This window comes from Marinovum sp. E3 (assembly GCF_055755275.1).
This window is the reverse complement of record NZ_CM146908.1, coordinates 353999-379230: the sequence shown is the minus strand read 5'-3', so window position 1 is coordinate 379230 and position 25232 is coordinate 353999. Positions and strand designations below refer to the sequence as shown.

Sequence of the window (25232 nt, the reverse complement as noted above, 5' to 3'; positions counted from 1 at the left end):
CTGCCCGCCCCGGCAAGGGCTTGCCAAGCCGGGCAGCTTCCTTATGTTTAGAACTATTCTAAACTGGACAAGCCGATGCGATTCATCACCCAAAGACGCCGTTTCTCCGACCTGTCCGAGCAGGACATCCTTGCCCTGGCGATCTCGTCAGAGGAAGACGATGCGCGGATCTACCGGATGTATGCCGAACGGCTGCGCCAAGATTACCCGGACACCGCCCGGGTGTTCGACGGCATGGCGGCCGAAGAGGACACCCACCGCCAGCAACTGATCGCGGCGCATCGCGCCCGGTTCGGCGAGGTCATCCCGCTGATCCGGCGCGAGCATGTGGCCGGCTATCACGCCCGCCGCCCGGTCTGGCTGGTCGAGAACCTCGGGCTGGAGCGCATCCGCGAAGAGGCCGCGGCGATGGAACAGGAGGCCGAGCGCTTCTACCTCGCCGCCGCCAAGCGCACCGGCGACGCAGCCACCCGCAGGCTGCTGGGCGATCTGGCGGCGGCCGAGGCGGACCACCAGCTCAGCGCCGAACAGCTCAGCGAACGCCACCTCGACAGCGCCAGCGCGGCCGGCGAGACCACCACCGCCAAGCGGCGTTTTCTGCTGACCTGGGTGCAGCCCGGGTTAGCCGGGCTGATGGATGGCTCGGTCTCGACGCTGGCACCGATCTTTGCCACCGCCTTTGCCACCCAGGACACCTGGACCACCTTCCTCGTCGGCCTCGCCGCTTCGGTCGGGGCGGGCATTTCCATGGGGTTCACCGAGGCCGCCTCGGACGACGGCCAGCTTTCGGGCCGCGGCTCGCCGGTCAAACGCGGCATCGCCTCGGGCGTGATGACCACCCTTGGCGGGCTGGGCCATGCCCTGCCCTATCTGATCCCGGATTTCTGGACCGCGACCACGGTTGCCATCCTGGTGGTCTTTGTCGAGCTCTGGGCCATCGCCTGGATTCAGAACCGTTTCATGGAAACCCCGATGCTGCGGGCAGCCTTTCAGGTGGTGCTGGGCGGCGCGCTGGTCTTTGCCGCCGGCGTGCTGATCGGCTCGGGCTAGCCCACCCCGCCCCGGACCCCGATCCGGGGCCCCGCGCCCCACCAACCGCGAGCCTTGCTCTGACGGGTCCGGGACGGGCCTGCCGAAACGCGGCAGGCCCGCCTTTCAAATTGACCCCGCCGCCCGAGATGATACCCCTTGGCCCATGCTGGCCATCTTCCTCAAGACCCTGCCGTTTTTTGCGATCATCGCGCTGGGCTACGGCGCCGGGCGGACCCGGTTCTTTACCGAGGAAGCGGCCGCCTATCTCACCAAGTTCATCTTCTACTTCGCCCTGTCGGCGATGATCTTCCGCTACTCCGCCAACCTGTCGTTGGCCGAAATCTGGGACAGCCAGCTGGTGCTGGGCTATCTGGTCGGCAGCCTGGCGGTCTATCTGCTGGCCACCGCCATCGGGCTGGCGCGCGGCATCGGCATCGAACAGACCGCGATCGAGGCGCAATGCGCGGTGATCGGCAACACCGGCTTTCTCGGGGTGCCGATGTTCGTGGTGCTCTTCGGCGAACAGGTCATCGGCCCGGTGATGCTGGTGCTGGCGGTCGACCTGATCGTGTTCTCCTCGCTGATCGTGATCCTGATCACCGGCGCGCGCGACGGCCGCATGTCGCTGGGCGTGCTCGGCACCGTCGGGATGGGTCTGCTCAAGAATCCGATGATCGTCTCGATGGTGCTGGGGCTGAGCTGGGCGGCGCTGGGCACCCCTCTGCCCACCCCGGTCAACGAATTTGTCGTCATCCTCGGCGGCGCCGCCACACCCGGCGCGCTGTTTGCCATCGGCGCCTCGCTGGCTTCGAAATCGGCCGAGCGGGTCACCATCGCGGGCTACCTGAGCTTCTGCAAGCTGGTGCTGCATCCGGCGGCGGTTGCGCTGGCGGTGCTGCTCCTGTTCCCGCTCGATCCCTTCATCGCCACGGTGGTGGTTGCGGCAGCAGCCTTACCGGTGGCCGGCAATGTCTACATCCTCGCCCAGCATTACCGTGTGGCGCCGCACCGCGTCTCGGCGGCGATCCTGTTTTCCACCGCCGCCTCGATCCTGACGCTGCCCTATGTCATCGCCTGGATCTCGGGCGCTTGACCTCGCGCCGTCCAACGCGTCTTCTCCGGCCCGACAGGCACATCTCCCATCGCACTCACATCAAAGGGATCCCATGGACATCACCGCAGAAAACCGCGCCTTCGACGGTCGCCAGATCGTTGCCACCCATGCCTCCGAGGCCTGCCAATGCGACATGACCTTCGGCCTCTACCTGCCGCCGCAGGCGCAGGACGGGCCGGTGCCGCTGATCTGGTATCTTTCGGGCCTGACCTGCACCCATAAAAACGCCATGACCAAGGCCGGCGCCCAAGCCTGGTGCGCCGAACACGGTCTCGCCATGGTGTTTCCCGACACCTCGCCGCGCGGCACGGCGGTGGCCGATGACGCGGCCTATGATCTGGGCCAGGGCGCCGGCTTCTACATCGATGCCACCGAAGCCCCCTGGGCCCCGCATTTCCGCATGCAAAGCTATATCGCGGACGAGCTGCCCGGCCTGCTCTCTGCCAATTTCCCGCTGGACGCGGCGCGGCAGTCGATCATGGGCCATTCCATGGGCGGCCATGGCGCGCTGACCCTGGCGATGAAGACCCCCGGCCGCTTTTCCAGCGTCTCGGCCTTTTCACCGATCTGCAACCCCTCCGACAGCGACTGGGGCCGCAAGCAGTTCACCGCCTATCTCGGCGCGGATGCGGATTGGGAGGCCCACGACGCCGCCCGGCTTATGCGCCAGGACGGGATCGACATCCCGGTGTTGATCGACACCGGCACCGACGACCAGTTCGGCGACCTGCTCCGGACCGAAGCCCTGGCCCAGGCCATGGCCGAGAAACGCGTGGCGCACAGCCTGCGCATGCAGAAGGGCTATGACCACAGCTATTTCTTCGTTGCGAGCTTCATCGAAGAACATATCGCCTTTCACGCCGACGCGCTCTGGGCCTGAACCGTGGCGATCTACGTCGACGCCGATGCCTGCCCGGTCAAACCCGAGGCCGAAAAGGTCGCCACGCGGCACCGGATGCAGATGTATCTGGTGTCCAACGGCGGGCTGCGGCTGTCGCAGAACCCGCTGGTCGAGATGGTGATCGTGCCCGACGGGCCGGATGTGGCCGACATGTGGATCGCCGAGCGCGCCGGCCCCGGTGATGTGGTGATCACCGGCGACATTCCCCTGGCGGCCAAATGTGTCGCGGCCGGGGCCCAGGTGCTGCGCCACAATGGCGAGGCCTTCACCCCGGCCAATATCGGCCAGCAACTGGCGATGCGCGACCTGATGACCGATCTGCGCGCCGCAGACCCGTTCCGCCAGGGCGGCGGCAAGGCGTTCTCCAAATCCGACCGCTCGCGGTTTCTCGATGCTTTGGAGCGTGCCGTCCGGGCCGCCACGCGGCGCTGATTGCGGGCACGACACGCCCCGGATCAAGCCCGGGGCGCGGAGAGAATGCCCGCTTAGCCGCTCAACCCGCCATGCAGGTTCGGCTGTTGCAAGGCGCCGAACCCGTAATGCCGCAGCCAGCGCAGATCGCTGTCAAAGAAGGCGCGCAGATCGGGGATGCCGTATTTCAGCATGGCGATCCGGTCGATGCCGATGCCGAAGGCAAAGCCCTGCCAGGCGTCCGGATCGATGCCCCCCGCCGCAAGCACCTTGGGATGCACCATGCCCGAGCCGAGGATCTCGAGCCAGTCGTCACCCTCGCCCACCTTGAGCTGACCGCCCTCCCAGGAGCAGCGGATATCGACCTCGGCCGAAGGTTCGGTGAAGGGGAAATGCGAGGCGCGGAAGCGCAACTCCACTCCCTCGACCTCGAAGAACGCCCGCAGGAATTCCTCCAGCGTCCATTTCAGCTGCGCCATCGAGATCTCGCGGTCGATCGCCAGGCCCTCGACCTGGTGGAACATCGGCGTATGGGTCTGGTCGTAATCGGCGCGGTACACCCGGCCCGGCGCGATGATGCGGATCGGCGCGCCCTGTTTCTCCATCGAGCGGATCTGCACCGGCGAGGTATGGGTGCGCAGCACATGCGGCGGACGCGCGTCGCCCTCGGCGCGGTGCATGTAGAAGGTGTCCATCTCGGCCCGCGCCGGGTGATGCGAGGGGATGTTCAACGCATCGAAATTGTACCAGTCACTGTCGATCTGCGGCCCCTCGGCGACCGAAAAGCCCATCTCGCCAAAGATCGCCGTCACCTCTTCACGCACCTGGCTGATCGGGTGGATGCTGCCCTGACGGCGGCCGTTGGCCGGCAATGTCACGTCAAGCCATTCGCCACGCAGCCGCTCTTCCAGCGCCGCATCGGCCAGCGAGGCCTTGCGCGCCGAGAGCGCCGAATTGATCTCGTCCTTCAGCGCATTGAGCTTCGGCCCCATGACCTGCCGCTCTTCCGGCGTCATCTTGCCCAGCTCGCGCATCTTCAGGCTGATCTCGCCCTTCTTGCCCACGGCCTGCACCCGCAGCGCCTCGAGCGCGGCTTCCTCGCCGGCATCGGCAATCAGCTGAATATACTTGTCGCGCAGGTCATCCATCGCAGGGCCCTCGGTTCAGTTCGGCGTTGCGCCTCACCTACCCGCCCCCGCGGGCCTGCGCAAGCCGTCAGCGCCGGCGCGCCGCCAGTCCTTCTTCTGGCCACAAATATTCCTGGGGGGAGGGCTGGAAGCCCGGGGGGCAAAGCCCCCCCTCCTGACAAACTGCGGGCAAAGCCCCCACTTAAAAAACTGCGGGCGAAGCCCGCCACCGTCGACACGCGCAGGCGTGGCGAAAACCGGCGCCGAACGCAAAAGGCCGCCCCCCGAGGAGCGGCCTTTCGAATTCACGGCTGCTGCGGGCCTCAGGCCGGCAGGGCGCCTTTCGCCTGGTCGACGATGGCGTTGAACGCCTCGGGCTCGTGCACCGCCAGATCGGCCAGAACCTTGCGGTCCACTTCGATCCCGGCCAGCGTCAGGCCGTTGATGAAGCGCGAATAGGTCAGGCTCTCGTCATGCGCGCGGACGGCGGCGTTGATCCGCTGAATCCACAGCGCGCGGAACGAGCGCTTGCGCGCCTTGCGGTCGCGCGTGGCGTATTGGTTGGCCTTGTCGACGGCCTGGCGGGCCACCTTGAAGGTGTTCTTGCGACGGCCGTAATAGCCTTTCGCCGCCTTGGTGACTTTCTTGTGACGGGCGTGGGTAACGGTCCCACCTTTAACGCGTGCCATGTGTCAGGTCTCCTTAGCGCGAATAGGGCATCATCGGCTTGATGATCTGCTCATCAGCCTTCGACAGAACCTGCGTGCCACGGGCATCGCGGATGAATTTGGTGCTGCGCTTGATCATGCCGTGGCGCTTGCCCGCCTGGCCGGCTTTGATCTTGCCTTTCGCCGTCACCTTGAACCGCTTCTTGCAGCTCGATTTTGTCTTCATCTTGGGCATTTCGGTCTCCTCTAAGTCGGAACTATGCGCGCGACTCGGCATGCCACTCAGGCCGGCCGCGCGATGGAAAGCGCCGTATAGAGCGGCTTGCCCGAAATGCCAAGAGCAAATGCGCGAGGGGACGGGATCAGACGAAACGGCCGACCACGCGGTAGAAGACCTCGGGCAGATCGTCCATCCGGTAGCCGCCGGGATGGCTGGTGACCGCAAAGACGATGAGCCCGCCGCCCACCAGAACGGCAATGGCCGCGGCCCGGGGGGCGCGGCCATCGCTGACAGCTGAAATGATCGCGGGCAGCGCCAGAACGGTCACCACGATCCCGATGACCAGAGCCAGGTCTGAATCCATCAAACGTTTCCCGATTGAACCCGGGAAAGGTTACTCCGGGTCAGTGCTGTAAATCAAACGTTCATCGCAGGGCGCGACACGCAGGATGTTGGTGGTTCCCGGCACGTTGAAGGGCACGCCGGCGGTCACCACGATCTGGTCGCCTTCGCTGGCGATGCCGCTGGCGCGGGCCGCGCGGGCGGCATTGACCACCGCCTGCTTGAAGCGTTCGAGATCGCCGGTCACCACGCAGTAGCAGCCCCAGGTCAGCGCCATGACGCGGGCGGTGCTGCGCCGGTTGGTCATCGCGATGATCGGCACCCGGGGCCGTTCGCGTGCCACCAGCGAGGCGGTGGTACCCGAGGAGGTGAAGCAGCAGATCGCCTTGATCTCGGTGGTCTCAGCAATCTCGCGTGCGGCGGCGACGATGCCGTCGGCCACGGAATGACGCTCGGCCCTGCGGCTGGCCTCGATGATGTCGGTGTAGTTCGGATCGTTCTCGACCTCGATGGCGACATTGTCCATCGTGGTGACCGCCTCGACCGGATAGTCACCAGCGGCGCTCTCGGCGCTCAGCATCACCGCGTCGGCGCCCTCGTAGATCGCATTCGACACGTCGGACACCTCGGCGCGGGTCGGCATCGGGCTCTCGATCATGCTTTCCAGCATCTGGGTCGCGACGATCACCGGTTTGGCGGCGGCGCGGCATTTGCGCACCAGGCGTTTCTGGATCGGCGGCACGTTCTGCACCGGCAGTTCGACGCCAAGGTCGCCACGGGCGACCATGATACCGTCAGAGGCGTCGAGAATTTCGTCGAAGTTGGTGACGGCGGCGGGTTTTTCGATCTTCGAGAGCACCGCGGCGCGGCCGTTGATCAGCTCGCGTGCCTCCCAGACGTCCTTGGGGCGCTGCACGAAACTCAGCGCCATCCAGTCCACGCCCAGCTCGGCCACGAATTCGAGGTCCTTGCGGTCCTTTTCCGACAGCGCCGCCAGCGGCAGCACCACGTCGGGCACGTTCACGCCCTTGCGGTCCGAGATCACGCCGCCGGTGATTACGGTGCAATTGGCGAAATCGGCGCCGCAGTTGTCCACCTTGAGGCGGATCTTGCCGTCATTGACAAGCAGATGCGCGCCCGGCTCGAGGGCGGCAAAGATTTCCTTGTGCGGCAGGCAGACACGGTTGATGTCGCCCGGCGTCTTGTCGAGGTCGAGCCGGAAGCTCGCACCTTCCTGAAGATCCTGCGGACCGTCGCCAAAGGTGCCGACGCGCAGCTTCGGGCCCTGAAGGTCGGCCAGGATGGCAATCGGGCTGTCGAGGTCCTTTTCCACCTGGCGGATGATCTTGTGCCGCTCGGCAATCTCTTCGTGCGATCCGTGGCTCATGTTGAGCCGGAACACATCCGCGCCGGCCTCGTGCAGCTTGCGGATCATGTCGTAATCGTTGGACGCGGGTCCAAGTGTGGCAACGATCTTAACTTTACGGTCGCGTTTCATGGCGCATCAGGCCCTTTCGTATTTGTCGGACACACCGCGCAAGTCTGGCGATGTTATCGCTAACGCTCTTCACCCGCTCTATGCACCACTTCGGCCTCGCAGGCAAGCGACAGGCGCGGTACATATTCCCCCGGCCACATTACGAAGGGATGACATGAGCTTCCACCCCTATTGGACAGAAGGCGCAGATCGGCCGGGCCGCTGGCTGATTACCTGCGATCACGCGACAAATACCGTGCCGGAGGCCGTGAACGGCGGTGATCTGGGTCTGGCGCGCGAAGACATGCGCCGCCACATCGCCTTTGATCCGGGCGCGCTCGGGGTCAGCCGGCATCTCGGCGAACTGCTCGATTCCCCGGCGCTTTTTGCCAATTTCTCGCGGCTGGTGATCGATCCGAATCGTGGCGAGGACGATCCGACGCTGCTGATGAAGCTGTATGACGGCACGATCATTCCCGCCAACCGCCATGCCGATGCCGCCGAATGTGAACGCCGCCTCGACGCCTATCACCGGCCTTATCACGCCGAATACTACCGTCTCGCCTCGCGCCGGCCCGACACTGCGATCTGTGCCGTGCACAGTTTCACGCCGCAGCTCCAGGCCCGCGCGCCGCGGCCCTGGCATCTCGGCATCCTGCATGCCCATGACACCCGGCTGGCGCAGCCGCTGATCGCACGGTTGCAACAGGAACCCGACCTCTGCGTCGAGGGCAACGTGCCCTATTCCGGCCATCTGCCGGGCGACAGCATCGAGCGGCATGCGCTCGCCATGGGGCTGCCCAACGTGCTGATCGAGATCCGCAACGACCTGATCGCCGAAGCGGCCACGCAGCGCGCTTGGGCGGAACGCCTGGCACCGATCCTGTCGGAGGTTCTGCGCAAGACGGGATTGTAAGGACGCCGCTCTGGCGGCCGCCGGAACCCGGACACCAAGCGGGCAGCCACAGGCTGCCCCGCCCCTGCCCGGTGCCTCAGTTCAGGCTTTCGATCGCCCGGATGATCGAAAAATCCGTGTGCGGCAGCCGGGCGTTCTTGTCCAGTTCGCCCAAGATGACCGTGGTCTCGCCGCCGCTGTCATCGCGGATCACCCATTGCCGCAGCTCGACCGGATTGCCGGTGAACACCAGATCGATGGTGCCGATCTCGGGGCGCTTGGGGTCGCGCGCGCGCACCACCGTCGAAGTGCCGTCATAGGTATGCGAGGTCACCATGCCCGACCGCGACAGATCGACGGATTTGGCGAGGATGATGCTCAGCGGCGTGTCGCCCAGCGGATAGCGTTCGGGCGCGCTGCCGACCTTCTTGTCGAAGATCGCCACCTCGCCGCCGGAGGCCAGCACCAGCGCCTTGGCCGGCGGGTTGTAGTCGAACCGCGCCATGCCCGGCCGCCGCAGCGAGATCGTGCCGGTCGAGATCGAGCCGTCATCATTGATCTGGGTGAAGTCGCCCTTGGCCTGCTGCAACTCGTTGAGATAGGCCGAGATCTGCCCCAGCGACAGTTTCTCGGCGGCGGCCGGCAGGGCGGCCATGGTCACGCCGAGGGCGAGAAAGAGGGTCTTGAGTGCATGCATGTGGATAGGTCTCACTGGTTTTTCTGCCGTCACAATGGGCGAAACCGCGATGATATGCGATATCACGCCCTCTGACCTCTCATGTAAGCCCCCGCCCGGCGCGCGCCAGACGCGACGGACGGATCAACGCTCACCATGCCGTGAGACAGCGGCCGGGATCAGGCCTGCTCCGGCACCAGGATCTCGCGCTTGCCCACGTGATTGGCCGCGGAGACAACCCCCTCGTCCTCCATCTGTTCCACCAGCCGGGCCGCCTTGTTGTAGCCGATGGCAAGTTTTCGCTGGATGTAGGAGGTCGAGCATTTGCGGTCCTTGATCACGATCGCCACCGCCTGATCATAGAGCGCATCCTCGCCATTGGTGTTGCCGCCGGTGTTGAGGCCCAGAACCGCGTCGATATTGTCGGCTTTGTCGTCGTCCGGCCCCTGGACCACCCCCGAGACATAGGCCGGCGGACCGAATGCCTTGAGGTGATTGACGATCTCCTCGACCTCTTCATCGGAACAGAACGGCCCGTGACAGCGGGTGATCTTGGCGCCGCCGGCCATGTAGAGCATGTCGCCCATCCCCAGAAGCTGCTCGGCGCCCTGCTCGCCCAGGATCGTGCGGCTGTCGATCTTGGAGGTCACCTGGAAGGAAATCCGCGTCGGGAAGTTGGCCTTGATGGTGCCGGTGATGACATCGACCGAAGGCCGCTGGGTAGCCATGATCAGGTGAATGCCGCTCGCCCGTGCCATCTGCGCCAGACGCTGGATGCAGGCCTCGATCTCCTTGCCGGCCACCATCATCAGGTCGGCCATCTCGTCGACGATGACGACGATGAAGGGCATCTTTTCGGGGGCGAATTCCTCGGTCTCGAACACCGGTTCGCCGGTCTCGTCGTCAAAGCCGGTCTGCACCGTGCGCGAGAACATCTCGCCCTTGTTCAGCGCATCGGAAACCCGGGAATTGTAGCCGTCGATGTTGCGCACGCCCATCTTGGACATCTTGCGATAGCGCTCTTCCATCTCGCCCACCACCCATTTCAGCGCCACCACGGCCTTCTTGGGATCCGTCACCACCGGCGACAGCAGGTGCGGAATGCCGTCATAGACCGAGAGTTCCAGCATCTTGGGATCGATCATCACCAGCCGAAGGTCATCCGGCGTCAGCTTGTAGAGCAGCGACAGGATCATCGTGTTGATCGCCACCGATTTGCCCGAACCCGTCGTACCCGCGATCAGCAGGTGCGGCATCTTGGCGAGGTTGGCGACAATCGGATCGCCGCCGATGTCCTTGCCCAGCGCCAACGGCAGGGTGCGGTTGCCGTCGCCATAGTCGCGGCCCGAGAGGATCTCGCGGAACGACACCATCTCGCGCTTTTCGTTGGGAAGTTCGATGCCGATCACCGAGCGGCCCGGCACGGTCGAGACCCGCGCCGAAAGCGCCGACATCGAGCGCGCGATATCGTCGGCCAGGCCGATCACCCGGCTGGCCTTGAGGCCCGGCGCCGGCTCGAGCTCGTACATGGTGACCACCGGGCCGGGGCGGACCGAAACGATCTCGCCCTTGACGCCATAGTCGTCGAGCACCGATTCCAGCATCCGCGCATTTTCCTCGAGCGCCTCGTCGGAGAGCACGTGCCGTTCGATCAGCGCCGGATCGCCCAGAAGCGCCAGCGGCGGCAGTTCGTATTCCGCATCCGCTGGGTCAAAGCCCAGTTCGGGCTGCGCCTCGGCTCTCGCCCGGCGCGACATCGGCGTTGGCTTGCGCATTGATTGCTGCACCACCTTCTTGGGCTCGGCCGGGGTGACGCGGGCCGGCGCCTGCGTCGGAGTGGGTGCGGTGACGGCCCATTCGTCCTCGTCCGGGGTGACAAAGCCGGAGCTGTCCTCGACGAAGATATTGCGCGGTTCTTCATCCTCCGGGAAGTCTTCGGGCGCGCCCATGCCGCCCCTGAGCACGGCAGGGGAGGGGGAGGCCTGTGCCTGCGGGGGGCGTGTCGGGGCCGTCTGGGTCTTGGTGGCCTGGGCCTGGGCAGGTTGTGGCTGCGCGGGCTGCGTCTGTACGGGCTGCGCCTGCGCCGGGTGCGCCGGATCGGAGGGCGCCGCCCGCGGTGCAGCCGGTGCGGTCAATGGCGGTTCGGCGGGCCTCGCGGCGGCCGGCGCGGCAGCGGCCGTCAGCGGCGGTTCGGCCGGCATCGCGGCGGCGGGCGCGGTCAGCGGCGGCTCGGTCTTTTCGGCACCCGTCGGCGGCACATTGCGGAAGATCAGCGGATCGGGGCCCCGGCCGCGGCCCTTGGTCAGCGGCGCGACCGCCTCGACCTGGATCGCCGGGTTGCGCCGCACCCGGTCCTTGATGACCGAGGTGATCTTGGCCTTGATCCGGTCTTCGCCGGGCATGTCGGGCTCGATCAGCGGACCATCGTTCTCGATCAGCTCCGGCGAGGGCATCTCTTCGGGCGCACTCTCGGTCCGGCGGATCAGCGAGGGCATGCGCGCCAGCAGGCCGGGCTTTTCCGGCGGGCTCTGGGCCGGCACTTCCTCGGGCACCGGCGGCACATAGCTCTGCACGGCCTCGGCCGCGACGGCCTGCTGCGCGGCCCATTCCTCGGCCTCGCGCCGCTCTTCGGCGCGTTGCGCGCGGCGCTCGGCCTGACGGGCCTGAAGCGTCTGGGCCGCACTCACCGCACCATGGGCGCCCCGGCCCAGAAGTTTGAGCACCGTGACATAGACCATGATCATGCCGACCAGAAGGAACCGGCCGATGCTCTTGAGTTCCGGCACGGTAAAGCCCAGCACAAAGGCGCCGACGGCAAGGATCGCGACCCCCATGATCAGCGAGGCCAGCTTGACCACCAGCGACGAGCCCACCGGCATCGCCGTCAGCACCGAGCCCAGAACGGTATCGCCGAACAGCCCGCCAAGGCCGAAGGCATGGGTCCAGTCCGGCCCCGGCACCAACGTCGCGGCATAGACCGCCGCCAGCGCGATGGCGATCGGCACAAAGACGGCGCGGCCGGTCGCCCGGTCGGAACCCAGGTGCAGGGCAAAGCGCACACCCCAGGCGAGGAAGGCCACCGCGACCCCCCAGCTGCCCCAGCCGACGATCATGAACAGCGGCGCGGCAATCGAGGCCCCGGCGCGGCCCATCCAGTTCTGCACCGGCGCATCGGTGGCCGACATCCAGGACGGGTCTTCGGGGGTGTAGGAATAGATCATCGCGGCCGCCGCCAGACCCACAAGAATCAGCGCGATGCCGAAAAGCTCCTTGCCACGTTTTTCAACCGCGGCTTGCGTGTTGCTGTCGAGTAGCGGATCGCGTCCCCGTGCCTGAAAAGCCATTCTCACCTCACCTCGTACAGACAGTCGCGCAGGCGCGTGAGCCCGCGGCGCATGTCGTCTATTGGGGCCACCATGGCGACCCGTATGTATCCCTGTCCCGGATTCGCCCCGGAAACATCGCGCGACAGATAGGCGCCGGGCAAGACCCGCACCGCCGTTTCCTGCCACGCCTTCACTGCGGCCGCTTCGCCGTCATCCACCGGCAGCCAGAGGAAAAAGCCCGCCTCCGGCCCGGCATAACCCGCGACCCCGGCAAACACCTCGTCCGCCACGGCGTATTTCGCCTGATAGAGCGCGCGGTTCTCTACCACATGCGCCTCGTCGGCCCAGACCCATTCGCTCACCCGTTGCAGCGGCAGCGGCAGCGGCGCACCGGAATAGGCCCGGAGCTGCTTGACCCGCGCAATGCTCTGCGGACCGCCGGCGATGAAGCCCGAGCGCAGCCCCGGCAGGTTCGACCGCTTGGAGAGCGAGTTGATCAGGATGATCCGCTCCGGGTCGGCGCCGAGTTCGGCGGCGATTTCCAGCACGCCGGTGGGCGGCGCATCGCGGTAGATCTCGGAATAACATTCATCGGCGACGATGCGGAAATCGTATCGCTCCGCCAGCCCGATCAACGTGCGCCAGTACTCGGCGCTGGCAATCGCGCCCTGCGGATTGGCCGGCGAACAGATATAGGCCATGGCGGTGCGGTTCAGCACCTCTTCGGGCAGGCCGGCGTAATCCGGCAGATGGCCGGTCGCCGCGGTCGCCGGCACAAAGACCGGCTCGGCCGCCACCGAAATCGCCGCGATCATGTAGACCTGGTAAAACGGGTTCGGCGTCAGCACGACCGGCCGCTGGCCGTTCTTCTGCTCGGGACAGAGCGCCATGGCAGCGTTGTAGAGCCCTTCGCGCGAGCCATTAAGCGGCATCACCTGGGTCTCGGCGTCAAGCGTGACGCCATACCGCCGCCGCGCCCAATCGGCGATGGCGGCGCGCAGCTCGGGCGTGCCGTCGTTCGGGGGGTACTTGCCGAATCCGGCCAGATTATCGGCCAGCACCGCGCCGACGAAGGCGGGAAATTCATGCTGCGGCTCGCCAATGGTCATGTGCAGCACATCCTGCGCATGCGCCGGAGCCGGTGCATGAGGATCAAGAAGTGCCCGCAGACGCGGGAACGCATAGGCCGGAAGGTTCGAGAACCGTTCGGGGAACATGGGGTTACTGCTTTTTCTGCCTCGGGTGCCGGGGTCGTTGTCGCCCCGTTTGCGCCCAAGGATAAGGCAGTGCCCCGCCGCCGTCCAGAAAAAGACACGATCCGGTAAGGGTTTGTGGCATTTGCGCCAATTCCGCCCCGCAGCGGCGGTTTTCCGGCGCGCCGGGCGGCCGTGGCCGCGGCGGATTGCAGGCCGGCCGCTGTCCGGCGGAGCGCGGCGGGGTGCAAACCCGCCGCCGCCCCTACCCCAGGGCCCGTTCCGCCGCCGCGGCCAGCCGCAACAGCCTCGCCTCGGTCATCGGCGGCGCAAGCATCTGCATGCCACAGGACGGCACCCCGGTCGGCAGGCTCATCCCGCAGCCGCCCATCAGGTTGCCGATCCGGGTGTTGCGCAGGGTCAGCAGGTTCTCGGTCACATAATACTCGGCATCGCTCAACAGCCGCTCGTGATCCGGGGGCAGGTTGGCCGCCGTCGGCATCAGCACGGCGTCATATCCGGCCGTGGCCGCGAAATAAGCCGCCTTGCAGCGCTTCAGGACGTTCCCCGCCACGATCAGCGCGCTGGCCCGGGCCTCGGCGCCGCCGCGGAACCGCTCCAAGATCGGCGCGAACATTTTCTCGGGCGCGGCCTCGATCACCTCGCCCCAGGTGCCGTAGGCCTCGGGCGTGTAGAGGATGCCCGAGAGCGCCATCGCCTCGGCCACTTCCGGCACCGCGAGAGCCTCGACCCGCGCGCCGGCAGCGCGCAGCCGGTCGATGGCGCTCAGGAATGCCGCGCGCGGGGCCTCGCGCAGCCCGTCCATCGCCACCGTTTCGAGCACCGCGAAGCGCCGCCCCGCGAGCGACGCGCCGCGCAAATCGACCGGCTTGCGCCCTTCGAGCGCGGCCAGCAACAGCGCCGCATCCTCGACCGTGCGCGCCAGCGGGCCGACGCTGTCGAAGGAGGGCACCAGCGGCACCACGCCGTCGGTCGAGATCCGGCCATGGGTCGTCTTGAGGCCGACCAGATCGTTCCAGGCCGCCGGAATGCGCACCGACCCGCCAGTGTCGGAGCCGATCGCCCCGGCGGCGAGCCCATAGGCCACCGAGGTCGCCGCGCCCGAGGACGAGCCGCCCGGAACCGCGCCCTCGCCATTGACGCAGGGCGGGGTGGCGGTGATCGGGTTCAACCCGAGGCCGGAAAAGGCGAATTCGCTCATATGGGTCTTGCCGAGACAGACCAGACCGGCGGCGCCGGCCGTGCGCAAGACCTCGGCATCCCGCACCGGCACCCGCCCTTCGAGCAGCGCGCTGCCGGATTCGGTGGCCACGCCGGCAGTGTCAAAGAGATCCTTCCACGACACCGGAACCCCGTCGAGCAGCGACAGTCGCTGCCCCGTGCGGGCGCGCGCGGCCGCCGCCGCGGCTTCGGCCCTGGCGCGGGTTTCGGTCAGACGGGCATAGGTGCTGGCGCCATGCTCATGGGCGGCGATTGCCGCCAGATAGGCCTCGGTCAGCGCCTCGGGGTCGATCTCGCCCGCACCGATGCCGCGTCCCAGCTCCGCCGCCGTCATCCAAAGCCAGTCCTGCATGTCGCGCCTCCTTTTGCCCGGACGGTAGCGGCGTTGACACGCATGGACAATCCCGCCGCGCGGGTCATATTCGCGCCATGACCTATGACAGCGATATCCTGATCGTCGGCGGCGGGCTCAATGGTCCGCTTCTGGCGCTGGCAGCGGCCCGATCCGGGTTTTCCGCCACCGTGATCGACGCGCAATCGGCCCAGGCCCGGCGCGCCGACAATTTCGACGGCCGCTCCTACGCGCTGGCGCTGGCCTCGCAGCGGATGCTGGAGGCGCTGGGGCTCTGGGACAGGCTCGCCCCGGAAGCGCAGCCGATGCACGACATCAAGGTCTCGGACGGCCGCGCCGGCGAAGGGCCGTCGCCCTTCGTGCTGCATTTCGACCATCACGAGATCGAGGAAGGCCCGATGGGCTTCATGGTCGAAGACCGCCACCTGCGCCGCCGCCTGCTGGACGCCATGGCAGATGAACCCGCGATCACCCATCTGCCGGGCGAAACCGTCACCGCGCAGGAGACCGACAGCCGGCGCGCCGGCGTCACGCTGGCCTCGGGCCGCACCCTCACCGGACGGCTGCTGATCGGTTGCGACGGCCGCGCCTCGGGCACCGCCCGGCGCGCCGGCATCACCCGCACCGAACACGACTACGGCCAGACCGCGCTGGTCTGTGCCATCGGCCATGCCCGCCCGCACGATGGCTGCGCGCATCAGTTCTTCATGCCCGCCGGACCGCTGGCCATCCTGCCGCTGACCGGCAATCGCAGCTCGATCGTCTGGAGCGAGAGCCATGAACAGGCGGCAGCCATCAACGCGCTTTCCGACGCGGATTATCTCGAGATCCTGCGGCCCCGCTTCGGCGATTTCCTGGGTGAGATATCCCTTGCCGGCGCGCGGTTTTCCTATCCGCTGCGCCTGTCGCTGGCCGATGCGCTCACCGCGCCGCGCCTCGCGCTTGTCGGCGATGCCGCCCACGGCCTGCATCCGATTGCCGGACAGGGGCTGAACGCCGGCTTCCGCGACATCGCCGCCCTGGCCGAAGTGCTGACCTTGGCCGCCCGGCGCGGCGAAGACATCGCCAGTCCGCTGGTGCTCGACCGCTACGCCGCATGGCGCCGCTTCGACATCACCACGCTGGCCAGTGCGACCGATGTCTTCAACCGCCTGTTTTCCAACGACAACCCGATTTTTCGCGCCACCCGTGACATCGGCCTGGGACTGGTCAACGCGGTCCCTTCCCTGCGCCGCGGCTTCATCCGCGAGGCCGCCGGGCTGACCGGCGATGTGCCACGTCTGATGCAGGGCAAGCCGCTGTAGCGCCCCCGCGCCAGCCCCGCGCCGGCAGGGGTCTGGCCAAACCGGACCGGGGTCCCGGCGCGGCGGCCGGGACGCGGGAGGTGACAAAAGCGCTCTCCCCGCCCCGGCCCCGCGCCGGGGCCTCGCGTTCCAAGAAAATCAGCAAACGCCAGACGCGCGGCCTCAGGCCTCGCGGCCCCAATCGGCGTCCTGCATCTCCCGAAGTCGCGAAGCGGTGCGCTCGAACTCGAAGGCGCCCGAGCCCTCGAGGTAGAGGAATTCCGGCGCCGCCGCGGCGCTGGCCACCAGCTTGACCCGCGCCTCGTACAGCGCGTCCACCAGCGTCACGAAGCGTTTCGCCTCGTTGAAATTGCTGCGGCCAAGCTGCGGGATGTTCTCGAGGATCAGCACCCGCGCCGCCTCGGCCAGCGCCAGGTAATCCGCCGGCCCCAGCGGCCGGCCGCAGAGGTCATAGAAGCTTGCCCGCGCCACGCCGTTGTGAAACGCCGGGATCTCGACCTGGCGCTTGTTGACCACCAGGGTCAGCGGCGCCCCCTGCCCGCCGGTCAGGTGCTCCCAGACCTGCTCGATCTCACGCCGGGCGCGGTCGTCGGCGGGGGTGAAATAGACCTGCGCGCCCGACAGGCGGTCCTGCCGGTAGTCGCGCGGGCTGACCAACTCCCAGACCTCGAGGTTCTGCTTGATGATCTCGATGAATGGCAGAAAGAGCTGGCGGTTCAGCCCGTCCTTGTAGAGATCGTCCGGCACCCGGTTCGAGGTGGTCACCACCACCACGCCGGCGGCGAACAGGAATTCGAACAACCGGCCCACCACCATGGCGTCGGTGATATCGGTGATCTGCATCTCGTCGAAGGCGAGGCAGCGCAGCCCTTCGGCCACCTGTTTGGCCACCGGCGCCAGCGCATCCTTGGCACCGGATTGCCGGGCGGCGTGCATGCCCTTGTGAATCTCCTGCATGAAGGCGTGGAAATGCACCCGGCGGACGGCAATGTCCTGCGCCTGAAGCGCTTCGACAAAGAGATCCATGAGCATCGATTTGCCGCGCCCGACCCCGCCCCAGAGATAGAGCCCCCTGGGCGGCTCCGGCGCCTTGCGAAACAGCCCGCGCTTGACCGGCTGGGCCAGGCCGGCGCGGATGCGTTCGAATTCCGCCAGCACGGCCTGTTGGGCGTCGTCCGGCTCCAGCGTCCCTGCGACCACCCGGGCGGCATAAATGTCCTGTATCGTCATCATGAGATGCACATAACGCGCGGGACCGGCCTTGCCCAGAGCGCGCATACCGGCCCCCCCGCGGCCCCGTTCCGGCCCCCGTGCCGGAACCTCCCGGACCGCGCAGAGGGCGAGGCCCGGATCAGGCTCGGGGCGCGATCGCCCCGGGTGCATTCCGGGGCTGAATTGTATCCATCACAATTGCTGAATTGACCGGCCGTTCAGATCAGCTAATGTCGCCGGCGTTTCTCTGACGGAGGCCGCCATGCAGGCCCGCACGCCGCTTTTCACGCCCGTCCTGATTGTCGGGTGCTTCATCATGTTGCTGAGCTTTGCCATCCGGGCGAGCTTTGGCGTCTTTCAGATCCCGATTGCCGAGGAATTCGGCTGGCTCAGGGCCGAGTTTTCGCTGGCCATCGCCATCCAGAACCTGGCCTGGGGCATCGGCCAGCCGCTGTTCGGCATGGTCGGCGAGCGGCTGGGCGACCGGGTGGCGATCGTGCTGGGCGGGGTGATGTATGCGGCCGGGCTGGTGCTGTCGTCGCTGGCGGTGACGCCGGAAGCGCATCAGCTGCTCGAGGTGCTGGTGGGCTTCGGCATCGCCGGCACCGGGTTCGGCGTGATCCTCGCGGTGGTGGGCCGGGCCAGTTCAGACGAGAATCGCTCGATGAGCCTTGCCATTGCCACCGCGGCGGGCAGCGCCGGGCAGGTCTTTGGCGCGCCGGTGGCGGAATACCTGCTGGGGCTGATGTCCTGGCAGAGCGTCTTTCTGGTCTTCGCGGTGGTGATCCTCGCCGCGCTGCTGGCGCTGCCCCTGATGCGCGCATCGCAGCCCGTCAGCAAGCTCGAGCTCGAGGAAAGCATGGGCGCGATCCTGGGCCGGGCCTTTCGCGATCCGTCTTATACGCTGATCTTCCTCGGCTTTTTCTCCTGTGGGTATCAGCTGGCTTTTGTCACCGCGCATTTTCCGGCGCTGGTGACCGAGATGAGCCGCCCCGTCCTGCCCGGCGGCGTGTTGTACAATATCGGCATCACCACCACGTCGGCGCTGGGGGCCTGGGCGATTTCGCTGATCGGTCTGGCCAATATCGCCGGCACTCTGGCCGCCGGCTACCTCGGCAAGCGCTACTCCAAGAAATACCTGCTGGCCGGCATCTATGCCGCCCGGACAATCGTTGCGGCGGCCTTCATCATGTTTCCGATCACCCCGGCGACGGTGCTGCTGTTTTCGGTTTCCATGGGCGCGCTTTGGCTGGCGACGGTGCCGCTGACCTCGGGGCTGATCGCGCATCTCTACGGGCTGCGCTACATGGGCACGCTTTACGGCATCGTCTTTTTCAGCCACCAGCTCGGCAGTTTCCTCGGCGTCTGGCTGGGCGGCCGGATGTATGACCTTTACGGCGATTACACCATGGTCTGGTGGATCGGCGTCGGTGTCGGGGCGTTTTCGGCGGTGGTGCATCTGCCGGTCAAGGAAAACCGGCCGCTGCCGGTCGCGGCCTGAGCGCAGGCCGCGCGCTGCACCCCTAGCCGTCGGACCATTGATCGAGGATATGCTGCGCCGTCATCAGGTCGAGATGCGCGCCACCGCCGTTCTTGAACACGGTGATCTCGTCCTCGCGCTGCCGGGTCATCGCTTCGGGCTGATAGAAATCGGCCAACAGGTCCTTTCGGGCAATCGCCCCTGACTTCAGCGGAATCGCGATCTCGCCGATATGCCCGATGGTGGTGTCGAAACTGTCGACAAAGACCCGCCCGCGTTGCAGCGCCGCGTCATCGACCTCGCGCATGTCGGCACGGTAGGCGCCGATCAGGTTGAGGTGCTGGCCCGGCTGCAACCAGTCACCACGGATCACCGGCTCGGTGGCCATGGTGGCAGAGACCACGATGTCCGCCGCCCGCACCGCCGCCTCGAGTTCCCCGGCCACCGCCATGCCGGGGCAGTCGGCCGCCAGCGCCTCGGCCTTGGCGCGGGTGCGGTTCCAGACCGTGAAGCGGGCATCCGGAAACCCGGCGCCAAAGGCCTCGAACAACGAGCGCGCCACCGTGCCCGCGCCGACGATCAGCACGTTGCGCGCATCTTTGCGCGCCAGCCGCAGGGCGCCGAGCAGCGAATCCCCGGCGGTCTTCCATTTGGTCACAAGGTGGAAATCCACCATCGCCTTGAGTACCCCGGTGCGGTCGTCGAACAGGCTGACCGCACCGTTGATCGTGGGCAGACCGGCCTCGGTATTGCCGGGGTGGATCGTCGCCGTCTTGACCAATGCGCCCAGCCCGTCGATCCAGGCGGCGCGGCTCAGAAGCGTATCGCCGCCGCGCCGCAGGAAGGTGTCGCCGATCTCGGCCTCGGGCAGCCTGTGGCCCGCCGCCAGCGCCTCGGTCAGTCGCAGCCAGTCAAGCCGCGCCTCGCCCTCGTCGAATCCGATGATAGGAATGCTCATTCCGCCTCCTCTTTTTCCAACAGTCCCTCGGCCACCAGCCGGTCGGCCCAGCCCTCCACACCCTCGAAGTGATGCACCTGCCAACCGCGCGATTGCGCCATGGCGATATTGTCGGCCCGGTCGTCGACAAAGAGCAGCCCGGCCGGTGCCACGCCACAGGTGCTCTCGAGCAGCTCGTAGATGCGCGGCTCGGGCTTGATCGCGCCGATATGGCCCGAGATGTAGCGCTGATCGAACTCGGTCAGGAACGGGTAATGGGCGCAGGCGATGTCAAAGGTCGCGCGGCCGAAATTCGACAGGGCAAACACCGGCACGCCCCGCGCCCGCAGCGCCCGCAGCAGCCGCACAGACCGGTCGATGGCGGGGCTGGCCATCTCGATCCAGTTGTCATGCCAACAGGCGATATCCTCGGCCCAGCCGGGATGATCCGCCGCCAGCGCCGAAACCGAGGCAGCGAAATCGACGCCCCTGTCGACCTCGTCGTTCATCGCCAGGAGCGGCACCTCGGAAAACAGCTGCCTGCGCCGCTCGGCCCCGAGCCGCGCATCGAAGAAACGCTCGGGGTTCCACTCGATCAGCACGTTGCCAATGTCGAAAACGACGGCCTCGACCGGCATCAGACGCCCTCCACGGTCTGGATCACCCCGGCCTCGATACCGCGGCGGCTCTTGATCACGTGGTTGACGCGGCGCAGCGCGGCCGGATGCGCCGGATCGAGCACGCCCAACCGGATCAGCAGCTGCGCCATCATCGCCTCGCTGGCGCGGGTAGCGCCATCGGCGATCTTGAGCGCAATGCCGAGGCCCTGCCGCGGCAGGATCGCGGTATAGACGCCATCGGCGCCGGTCTTGATCGCCACGCCGTCCATGGCGCGCATCAGCTCGGTGCAGGCGCGGGTTTCGCCGGCCACCAGCTCGGGGTGCTCATGCATCGCCGACACCAGCCGGGCGGCGGCCCGGCTCTGGGTGTCACTGCGCTGATGGGCGCTGGCAAACCAGGCCATGGCGCGGGCGACGCCCTGCAACGAGGCGGCGAAATTCGGCGCCGAACAGCCGTCGATACCATAGCCCGGGCTGGTCTCGCCGGTGACCTCCTCATAGGCTGCCAGAACGGCGCGCTGAACCGGGTGATCGGGCAGGACGTATTCGGGACCGCCGCCGAGATGCTTGTTGAGCATCAGGAAGCCGCAATGCTTGCCGGAACAATTGTTGTGCACCTGGCAGGGCCGCGCATCGGCCTTGATCAGCTCGGCCTGCGCCGGCCGGTCGTCGGGCCATTGCGGGCCGCAGCGCAGGTCGTCCTCGCCCAACCCCAGGCTCTCGAGCCAGGCCCTGGCGAGGTCGGTGTGGATCGCGGCGCCATCGTGGCTGGCACAGACCAGCGCCAGCCGGCGGCTGTCGAGATCGTCCCCGGCGCCACTGCTCAGGAGCGGCAGCGCCTGGATCATCTTGATCGAGGAGCGCGGCAGGATCACCGCCTCGGGGTCGCCCCAGGCCTCGGTGATCTCGCCGCCGGCATCACAGATCACGGCATGCCCGTGATGCAGGCTTTCAAGGAAGGGACCGCGTCGTATTTCGACCAGCGGGACAGCGGCGGCATGGGGATTTGGGGTCATCAAACACCGTTCAAATATTGGCGATTTTCTGCCAACGGGCCTTTCGCCCGTCGCACCTTTGACGCTAATGTGCTTTTGTCGAGAAGAAAACGGCCGCGTGGCAAACCCGAAGCAAAATCACGGGGCAGCGCGGCCTTGTTATTGTAGTTGAGGCTAGGACAGCTTGGAGGCTGGACATATGATTCTTCCCTTTGCCCGCAGCATGGCCGCCGTGATCGCACTGGCGGCGGCAACGGCCGTGGCAGCGCAGCAGGAAAGCACCAATCGCGTCGCGGCCCAGACGGATTGGAGCGTCTTCACCGAGGACGATCCCAAGGAATGCTGGGCGGTGACACGGCCCAAGGAAACGGTGAACACCCGCGACGGCCGGGTGGTGGCGGTGCGGCGGGGCGATATCCTGTTGTTTGCCTTCTTCCGTCCCGAGGCCGGGGTGAACACGCCGCAGATCACCTTTACCGGCGGCTATCCCTTTGCCAGCGGTTCGACGGTAACCGTCGATATCGACGGCACCGAGTTCGAGATGTTCACCGAGGGTGAATGGGCCTGGGCGGCGTCGCCGAGCGACGATGCCAAGATCGTGACGGCGATGAAGCGGGGCTCGGCGGCGGTGCTGACCGCACGCTCGTCGCGCGGGACGGTCACCAAGGACACCTTCTCGCTTCTGGGGTTCACCGCGATGATCGAGGATGCCGAAAACCGCTGCGCCGGCTGATCGGCCTGCGCCCTGACCGGGGCGCTTTGGTGGGCGACTTGTCGCAAAGGGGCGGGAATCCTTTTGATTCCGCGCCCGAATCCTATATGTGGGGCACTTCTTTCGGAAAATGAGCCGCTGACATGACCGCGCCGATCACCCAGGATGTGATGACCATCCCCCGCAAGCTGCCCGAAGGCGGCAAGACCAACCTCGTTGGCCTGACCCGTGACGCCATGCGCGACGCGCTGCTGGCGATCGGCACGCCCGAGAAGCAGGCAAAGATGCGCGTGGGCCAGATCTGGCAGTGGATCTACCAGTGGGGCGTGCGCGACTTCGACGCCATGACCAATCTGTCGAAGGCCTACCGCGCTGAGCTGGCAGAGCATTTCAGCATCGATGTGCCCAAACTGGTGTCAAAGAACGTCAGCGCCGACGGCACCCGGAAATACCTGGTGCGGATTGCCGGCGGCCACGAGGTCGAGGTGGTCTATATCCCCGAGGCCGATCGCGGGACGCTCTGCATTTCCAGCCAGGTGGGTTGCACGCTGACCTGCTCCTTCTGTCACACCGGCACCCAGAAACTGGTGCGCAACCTGACCGCCGGCGAGATCATCGGCCAGGTCATGCTGGCGCGTGACGACCTGGGGGAATGGCCGGAAAAGGGCGCACCCAAGAACGAAACGCGGCTGCTGAGCAACATCGTGCTGATGGGCATGGGCGAGCCGCTCTACAATTTCGAGAACGTGCGCGACGCGATGAAAATCGCCATGGACGCCGAGGGCATCCAGCTCTCGCGCCGTCGCATCACGCTCTCGACCTCCGGCGTGGTGCCCGAGATCGCGCGCACGGCCGAGGAGATCGGCTGCCTGCTGGCGGTCAGCTTCCACGCCACCACCGACGAGACCCGCAACAAGCTGGTGCCGATCAACAAGCGCTGGAACATCGAAGAGCTGCTGGGCGCGCTGCGCGACTATCCGCGTCTGTCGAACTCCGAGCGGATCACCTTTGAATATGTCATGCTGAAAGGCGTGAACGACAGCGATGCCGACGCCCGCCGGCTCGTCAAGCTGATCCAGGGCATTCCGGCCAAGATCAACCTGATCCCGTTCAACGAATGGCCCGGCTCGCCCTACGAGCGCTCGGACTGGGAGCGGATCGAGAAATTCGCCGATATCGTGCACAAGGCCGGCTATGCCAGCCCGATCCGCACACCGCGGGGCGAAGACATCATGGCGGCCTGCGGCCAGCTGAAATCCGCCACCGAACGAGCGCGCAAGTCGCGCAAGGAGATCGCGGCGGAAACCGGCCTCTGAGCGCAACCGTCCCGGGCCTGACCCGGGACCTCCTGGCGGCCGGCGAGGCCCCGGTTCAGGCCCGGGGCGGGGGTTCAGCGATCACACGCCACGCGCGCCTGACAGGCGCGCCGCCCCACCCAGCCCTGCAATCGCTACCGCACCGGCGCAAACAGCGCATCCTGCAAGGTGCAATCGCGCACCACGTCGCGCCCGCAGGGCACCGGCTCCATCTCCAGCGACAGGCAGATCCGCGCTTCCTGGATACGCCCGTCGCGGCAGGTCACGGTGATCCCGTCTGCTTCGAGCGCCGGGTTGTCCTTGAGAAAGGCCTCCTCCACCACCGCCGCCGGCAGCCGCACAGGGCGGTCGAGTTTGCGAAACACCTCCGGCCGCACCACCGCCTCGTAAGCCGCACGCGAGGCCTCGAAATAGCCCGCCGCCGAGAGCCCTGAACAGCTGCCGTGTTTCTTCCACTGGTGCCAGGCGAGCCCGGCCGTGCCCATGATATCGCTCATGTCGCGGGTCATCGCCCGCGATGGCGGGCGCTCGGCCGTCGGGCAATAGGCCGGCCAGCCGCGCTGGTACTGTGGCCAGAGACCATGCAACGTCCAGCCAAAGTCGTGACGCGGATCACATTGCTCAGACCCCTTGGCATCGCCCTCGATCTCGCACCAGTTCGGCGACCAGCTCAGCGCCAGCACCCAATAGTCGAAATCGCCGGCTTTCTCGCCATCGGCCCGGGCCATCAGCGGCAGGCAGAGCACCGCGCACAGAGCAATCACACGCATTTTTACTTCCCTTTCGCGGTTTGCGGCACTATAAGCCTCCGAAGTTCCCCGACAATGGAAACCGTTCCGGCAGAGACCGGGACAGCCCAATCCAGGCGACGGGAGAGTTTTGTTTTCAAGGAGACCGCCGCATGGCCAAACTGCTGCACCCCAAGGCAACCGCCGTCTGGCTGGTGGACAACACCACGCTGACCTTCAAGCAGATCGCCGATTTCACCGGCATGCATGAGCTCGAGGTTCAGGGCATCGCCGACGGCGATGTCGCCGCCGGTGTCAAGGGCTTCGACCCGATTGCCAACAACCAGCTGACCCAGGCCGACATCGACAAGGCCGAGGCCAACCCGCTGGCCAAGCTGAAGCTCAAGTTCAATCCCGCAGCCCACGACGAGGACAAGCGCCGGGGCCCGCGCTACACGCCGCTTTCGAAGCGTCAGGACCGGCCGAACTCGATCCTCTGGCTGGTGAAATTCCACCCCGAGCTGGCCGACAGCCAGATCGCCAAGCTGGTGGGCACCACCAAGCCGACGATCCAGTCGATCCGCGAGCGCACCCACTGGAACATCGCCAACATGCAGCCGATCGATCCGGTGGCGCTGGGGCTCTGCAAGCAGACCGAGCTTGACGCCGCCGTGCAGAAGGCGGCCAAGAAACGCGCCGCCGAAGGCGAGGCGATGTCGGACGACGAGCGCCGCAAGCTGCTCTCGACCGAGCAGAGCCTTGAAATGGCGCCCGAGCCGCGCATGCCGACCGCCATCGAGGGGCTGGAAACCTTTTCGTTGTCCGACAGTGACGACGACGAGGAAGAGGACAACCGCGACATCCGCGATGCCGACAGCTTCTTCAACCTGCCCGGCGGAGATGACGACGAAGACGAACAGCCCTGAGCCCGCTCAGACAATCCGCTCAGACA

The 25232-nt window shown here is 66.7% G+C and carries 24 protein-coding genes; 10 read left to right on the top strand and 14 right to left on the bottom strand.

The window, feature by feature from the left end:
• The first annotated feature begins 75 nt into the window (after nucleotides 1–75).
• The 4 genes from mbfA to AC0J5K_RS01825 all read left to right on the top strand — a co-directional run bounded on the left by mbfA (nucleotide 76) and on the right by AC0J5K_RS01825 (nucleotide 3479).
• Entirely contained in the window at nucleotides 76–1050 is a 975-nt protein-coding gene (gene mbfA / locus AC0J5K_RS01840) for an iron exporter MbfA (RefSeq protein WP_074836982.1), read from the top strand.
• A gap of 145 nt (nucleotides 1051–1195) precedes the next feature.
• Nucleotides 1196–2125: an AEC family transporter gene (locus AC0J5K_RS01835; RefSeq protein ID WP_274565824.1), complete on the top strand. Its 930-nt coding sequence runs from the start codon at nucleotides 1196–1198 to the stop codon at nucleotides 2123–2125.
• A 73-nt stretch (nucleotides 2126–2198) separates the two neighbouring features.
• Nucleotides 2199–3026 carry an S-formylglutathione hydrolase gene (gene fghA, locus AC0J5K_RS01830; RefSeq protein ID WP_274565825.1) on the top strand — a complete coding sequence of 276 codons (828 nt, stop codon included), beginning with the start codon at nucleotides 2199–2201 and terminating at the stop codon, nucleotides 3024–3026.
• 3 nt (nucleotides 3027–3029) lie between these two features.
• Entirely contained in the window at nucleotides 3030–3479 is a 450-nt protein-coding gene (locus AC0J5K_RS01825; RefSeq protein ID WP_274565826.1) for a YaiI/YqxD family protein, read from the top strand.
• A gap of 53 nt (nucleotides 3480–3532) precedes the next feature.
• On the opposite strand, the gene pheS is transcribed toward AC0J5K_RS01825, so the two are convergent.
• From pheS to pyk, 5 genes are all read right to left on the bottom strand, one after another.
• Complete coding sequence (gene pheS / locus AC0J5K_RS01820; RefSeq protein ID WP_074836978.1) at nucleotides 3533–4606, bottom strand: phenylalanine--tRNA ligase subunit alpha; 1074 nt, start codon at nucleotides 4604–4606, stop codon at nucleotides 3533–3535.
• A gap of 302 nt (nucleotides 4607–4908) precedes the next feature.
• The gene (rplT, locus tag AC0J5K_RS01815) at nucleotides 4909–5274 is read right to left on the bottom strand and encodes a 50S ribosomal protein L20 (RefSeq protein WP_048529439.1); all 366 of its coding nucleotides are present in this window, start codon (nucleotides 5272–5274) and stop codon (nucleotides 4909–4911) included.
• Nucleotides 5275–5287: 13 nt separating this feature from the next.
• Nucleotides 5288–5488 (bottom strand): 50S ribosomal protein L35, encoded by a 201-nt coding sequence (rpmI, locus tag AC0J5K_RS01810; RefSeq protein ID WP_048529438.1) that lies wholly within the window; start codon nucleotides 5486–5488, stop codon nucleotides 5288–5290.
• Between the two features lie 127 nt (nucleotides 5489–5615).
• Nucleotides 5616–5837: a hypothetical protein gene (locus AC0J5K_RS01805; RefSeq protein ID WP_048529436.1), complete on the bottom strand. Its 222-nt coding sequence runs from the start codon at nucleotides 5835–5837 to the stop codon at nucleotides 5616–5618.
• Between the two features lie 30 nt (nucleotides 5838–5867).
• Nucleotides 5868–7313, bottom strand: coding sequence for a pyruvate kinase (pyk, locus tag AC0J5K_RS01800; RefSeq protein WP_048529434.1), 1446 nt, complete (start codon nucleotides 7311–7313; stop codon nucleotides 5868–5870).
• Nucleotides 7314–7467: 154 nt separating this feature from the next.
• Between pyk and AC0J5K_RS01795 the strand changes: the two genes are divergently transcribed.
• On the top strand, nucleotides 7468–8208 hold the full coding sequence (locus AC0J5K_RS01795) for an N-formylglutamate amidohydrolase (RefSeq protein WP_048529432.1): 741 nt from the start codon (nucleotides 7468–7470) through the stop codon (nucleotides 8206–8208).
• Between the two features lie 76 nt (nucleotides 8209–8284).
• Here the strand turns inward: AC0J5K_RS01795 and AC0J5K_RS01790 are convergent, their stop codons facing one another.
• The 4 genes from AC0J5K_RS01790 to AC0J5K_RS01775 form a co-directional block, all read right to left on the bottom strand.
• The gene (locus AC0J5K_RS01790) at nucleotides 8285–8884 is read right to left on the bottom strand and encodes a LolA family protein (protein ID WP_048529429.1); all 600 of its coding nucleotides are present in this window, start codon (nucleotides 8882–8884) and stop codon (nucleotides 8285–8287) included.
• A gap of 158 nt (nucleotides 8885–9042) precedes the next feature.
• The gene (locus tag AC0J5K_RS01785) at nucleotides 9043–12207 is read right to left on the bottom strand and encodes a DNA translocase FtsK (RefSeq protein ID WP_074836974.1); all 3165 of its coding nucleotides are present in this window, start codon (nucleotides 12205–12207) and stop codon (nucleotides 9043–9045) included.
• 2 nt (nucleotides 12208–12209) lie between these two features.
• Nucleotides 12210–13406 carry an aminotransferase class I/II-fold pyridoxal phosphate-dependent enzyme gene (locus AC0J5K_RS01780; protein WP_274565827.1) on the bottom strand — a complete coding sequence of 399 codons (1197 nt, stop codon included), beginning with the start codon at nucleotides 13404–13406 and terminating at the stop codon, nucleotides 12210–12212.
• Between the two features lie 241 nt (nucleotides 13407–13647).
• Nucleotides 13648–14976: an amidase gene (locus tag AC0J5K_RS01775; RefSeq protein ID WP_074836972.1), complete on the bottom strand. Its 1329-nt coding sequence runs from the start codon at nucleotides 14974–14976 to the stop codon at nucleotides 13648–13650.
• Nucleotides 14977–15053: 77 nt separating this feature from the next.
• Here AC0J5K_RS01775 and AC0J5K_RS01770 point away from each other — a divergent pair, with 77 nt between their 5' ends.
• The gene (locus tag AC0J5K_RS01770) at nucleotides 15054–16280 is read left to right on the top strand and encodes an FAD-dependent monooxygenase (protein ID WP_274565828.1); all 1227 of its coding nucleotides are present in this window, start codon (nucleotides 15054–15056) and stop codon (nucleotides 16278–16280) included.
• A 162-nt stretch (nucleotides 16281–16442) separates the two neighbouring features.
• On the opposite strand, the gene zapE is transcribed toward AC0J5K_RS01770, so the two are convergent.
• Nucleotides 16443–17513 carry a cell division protein ZapE gene (gene zapE / locus AC0J5K_RS01765; RefSeq protein ID WP_074837033.1) on the bottom strand — a complete coding sequence of 357 codons (1071 nt, stop codon included), beginning with the start codon at nucleotides 17511–17513 and terminating at the stop codon, nucleotides 16443–16445.
• A gap of 241 nt (nucleotides 17514–17754) precedes the next feature.
• Here zapE and AC0J5K_RS01760 point away from each other — a divergent pair, with 241 nt between their 5' ends.
• Entirely contained in the window at nucleotides 17755–18993 is a 1239-nt protein-coding gene (locus tag AC0J5K_RS01760) for an MFS transporter (RefSeq protein WP_274565829.1), read from the top strand.
• Between the two features lie 22 nt (nucleotides 18994–19015).
• Here AC0J5K_RS01760 and AC0J5K_RS01755 read toward each other — a convergent pair whose 3' ends face one another.
• Genes AC0J5K_RS01755 through AC0J5K_RS01745 form a run of 3 tightly spaced genes read right to left on the bottom strand, consistent with a single transcriptional unit; the run spans nucleotide 19016 to nucleotide 21545 of the window.
• The gene (locus tag AC0J5K_RS01755; protein ID WP_274565830.1) at nucleotides 19016–19930 is read right to left on the bottom strand and encodes an ornithine cyclodeaminase family protein; all 915 of its coding nucleotides are present in this window, start codon (nucleotides 19928–19930) and stop codon (nucleotides 19016–19018) included.
• Nucleotides 19927–20547 (bottom strand): HAD family hydrolase, encoded by a 621-nt coding sequence (locus AC0J5K_RS01750; protein ID WP_074836968.1) that lies wholly within the window; start codon nucleotides 20545–20547, stop codon nucleotides 19927–19929. Before AC0J5K_RS01750 ends, AC0J5K_RS01755 begins: the two co-directional genes overlap by 4 nt.
• The gene (locus AC0J5K_RS01745; protein WP_074836967.1) at nucleotides 20547–21545 is read right to left on the bottom strand and encodes an asparaginase; all 999 of its coding nucleotides are present in this window, start codon (nucleotides 21543–21545) and stop codon (nucleotides 20547–20549) included. The genes AC0J5K_RS01750 and AC0J5K_RS01745 overlap by 1 nt, the downstream gene beginning before the upstream one ends.
• A 178-nt stretch (nucleotides 21546–21723) precedes the next feature.
• On the opposite strand from AC0J5K_RS01745, the gene AC0J5K_RS01740 reads away from it, so the two are divergent.
• Both AC0J5K_RS01740 and rlmN read left to right on the top strand, forming a co-directional pair.
• Nucleotides 21724–22257, top strand: a complete 534-nt coding sequence (locus tag AC0J5K_RS01740) for an invasion associated locus B family protein (RefSeq protein WP_048529411.1) — start codon at nucleotides 21724–21726, stop codon at nucleotides 22255–22257.
• 122 nt (nucleotides 22258–22379) lie between these two features.
• The gene (rlmN, locus tag AC0J5K_RS01735; RefSeq protein WP_074836966.1) at nucleotides 22380–23552 is read left to right on the top strand and encodes a dual-specificity RNA methyltransferase RlmN; all 1173 of its coding nucleotides are present in this window, start codon (nucleotides 22380–22382) and stop codon (nucleotides 23550–23552) included.
• Nucleotides 23553–23686: 134 nt separating this feature from the next.
• Here rlmN and AC0J5K_RS01730 read toward each other — a convergent pair whose 3' ends face one another.
• Nucleotides 23687–24322, bottom strand: a complete 636-nt coding sequence (locus AC0J5K_RS01730; RefSeq protein ID WP_048529408.1) for a ribonuclease T2 family protein — start codon at nucleotides 24320–24322, stop codon at nucleotides 23687–23689.
• A 131-nt stretch (nucleotides 24323–24453) separates the two neighbouring features.
• Between AC0J5K_RS01730 and AC0J5K_RS01725 the strand changes: the two genes are divergently transcribed.
• Nucleotides 24454–25206: a DUF1013 domain-containing protein gene (locus AC0J5K_RS01725; RefSeq protein ID WP_048529406.1), complete on the top strand. Its 753-nt coding sequence runs from the start codon at nucleotides 24454–24456 to the stop codon at nucleotides 25204–25206.
• The last annotated feature ends 26 nt before the right edge of the window (nucleotides 25207–25232 follow it).

Bases quoted from the DNA above. Each gene is read 5' to 3' on its own strand.
- mbfA (WP_074836982.1), top strand. From the start codon at position 76: ATGCGATTCATCACCCAAAGACGCCGTTTCTCCGACCTGTCCGAGCAG.
- AC0J5K_RS01835 (WP_274565824.1), top strand. From the start codon at position 1,196: ATGCTGGCCATCTTCCTCAAGACCCTGCCGTTTTTTGCGATCATCGCG.
- fghA (WP_274565825.1), top strand. From the start codon at position 2,199: ATGGACATCACCGCAGAAAACCGCGCCTTCGACGGTCGCCAGATCGTT.
- pheS (WP_074836978.1), bottom strand. From the start codon at position 4,606: ATGGATGACCTGCGCGACAAGTATATTCAGCTGATTGCCGATGCCGGC.
- rplT (WP_048529439.1), bottom strand. From the start codon at position 5,274: ATGGCACGCGTTAAAGGTGGGACCGTTACCCACGCCCGTCACAAGAAA.
- rpmI (WP_048529438.1), bottom strand. From the start codon at position 5,488: ATGCCCAAGATGAAGACAAAATCGAGCTGCAAGAAGCGGTTCAAGGTG.
- AC0J5K_RS01805 (WP_048529436.1), bottom strand. From the start codon at position 5,837: ATGGATTCAGACCTGGCTCTGGTCATCGGGATCGTGGTGACCGTTCTG.
- pyk (WP_048529434.1), bottom strand. From the start codon at position 7,313: ATGAAACGCGACCGTAAAGTTAAGATCGTTGCCACACTTGGACCCGCG.
- AC0J5K_RS01795 (WP_048529432.1), top strand. From the start codon at position 7,468: ATGAGCTTCCACCCCTATTGGACAGAAGGCGCAGATCGGCCGGGCCGC.
- AC0J5K_RS01790 (WP_048529429.1), bottom strand. From the start codon at position 8,884: ATGCATGCACTCAAGACCCTCTTTCTCGCCCTCGGCGTGACCATGGCC.
- AC0J5K_RS01785 (WP_074836974.1), bottom strand. From the start codon at position 12,207: ATGGCTTTTCAGGCACGGGGACGCGATCCGCTACTCGACAGCAACACG.
- AC0J5K_RS01780 (WP_274565827.1), bottom strand. From the start codon at position 13,406: ATGTTCCCCGAACGGTTCTCGAACCTTCCGGCCTATGCGTTCCCGCGT.
- AC0J5K_RS01775 (WP_074836972.1), bottom strand. From the start codon at position 14,976: ATGCAGGACTGGCTTTGGATGACGGCGGCGGAGCTGGGACGCGGCATC.
- AC0J5K_RS01770 (WP_274565828.1), top strand. From the start codon at position 15,054: ATGACCTATGACAGCGATATCCTGATCGTCGGCGGCGGGCTCAATGGT.
- zapE (WP_074837033.1), bottom strand. From the start codon at position 17,513: ATGATGACGATACAGGACATTTATGCCGCCCGGGTGGTCGCAGGGACG.
- AC0J5K_RS01760 (WP_274565829.1), top strand. From the start codon at position 17,755: ATGCAGGCCCGCACGCCGCTTTTCACGCCCGTCCTGATTGTCGGGTGC.
- AC0J5K_RS01755 (WP_274565830.1), bottom strand. From the start codon at position 19,930: ATGAGCATTCCTATCATCGGATTCGACGAGGGCGAGGCGCGGCTTGAC.
- AC0J5K_RS01750 (WP_074836968.1), bottom strand. From the start codon at position 20,547: ATGCCGGTCGAGGCCGTCGTTTTCGACATTGGCAACGTGCTGATCGAG.
- AC0J5K_RS01745 (WP_074836967.1), bottom strand. From the start codon at position 21,545: ATGACCCCAAATCCCCATGCCGCCGCTGTCCCGCTGGTCGAAATACGA.
- AC0J5K_RS01740 (WP_048529411.1), top strand. From the start codon at position 21,724: ATGATTCTTCCCTTTGCCCGCAGCATGGCCGCCGTGATCGCACTGGCG.
- rlmN (WP_074836966.1), top strand. From the start codon at position 22,380: ATGACCGCGCCGATCACCCAGGATGTGATGACCATCCCCCGCAAGCTG.
- AC0J5K_RS01730 (WP_048529408.1), bottom strand. From the start codon at position 24,322: ATGCGTGTGATTGCTCTGTGCGCGGTGCTCTGCCTGCCGCTGATGGCC.
- AC0J5K_RS01725 (WP_048529406.1), top strand. From the start codon at position 24,454: ATGGCCAAACTGCTGCACCCCAAGGCAACCGCCGTCTGGCTGGTGGAC.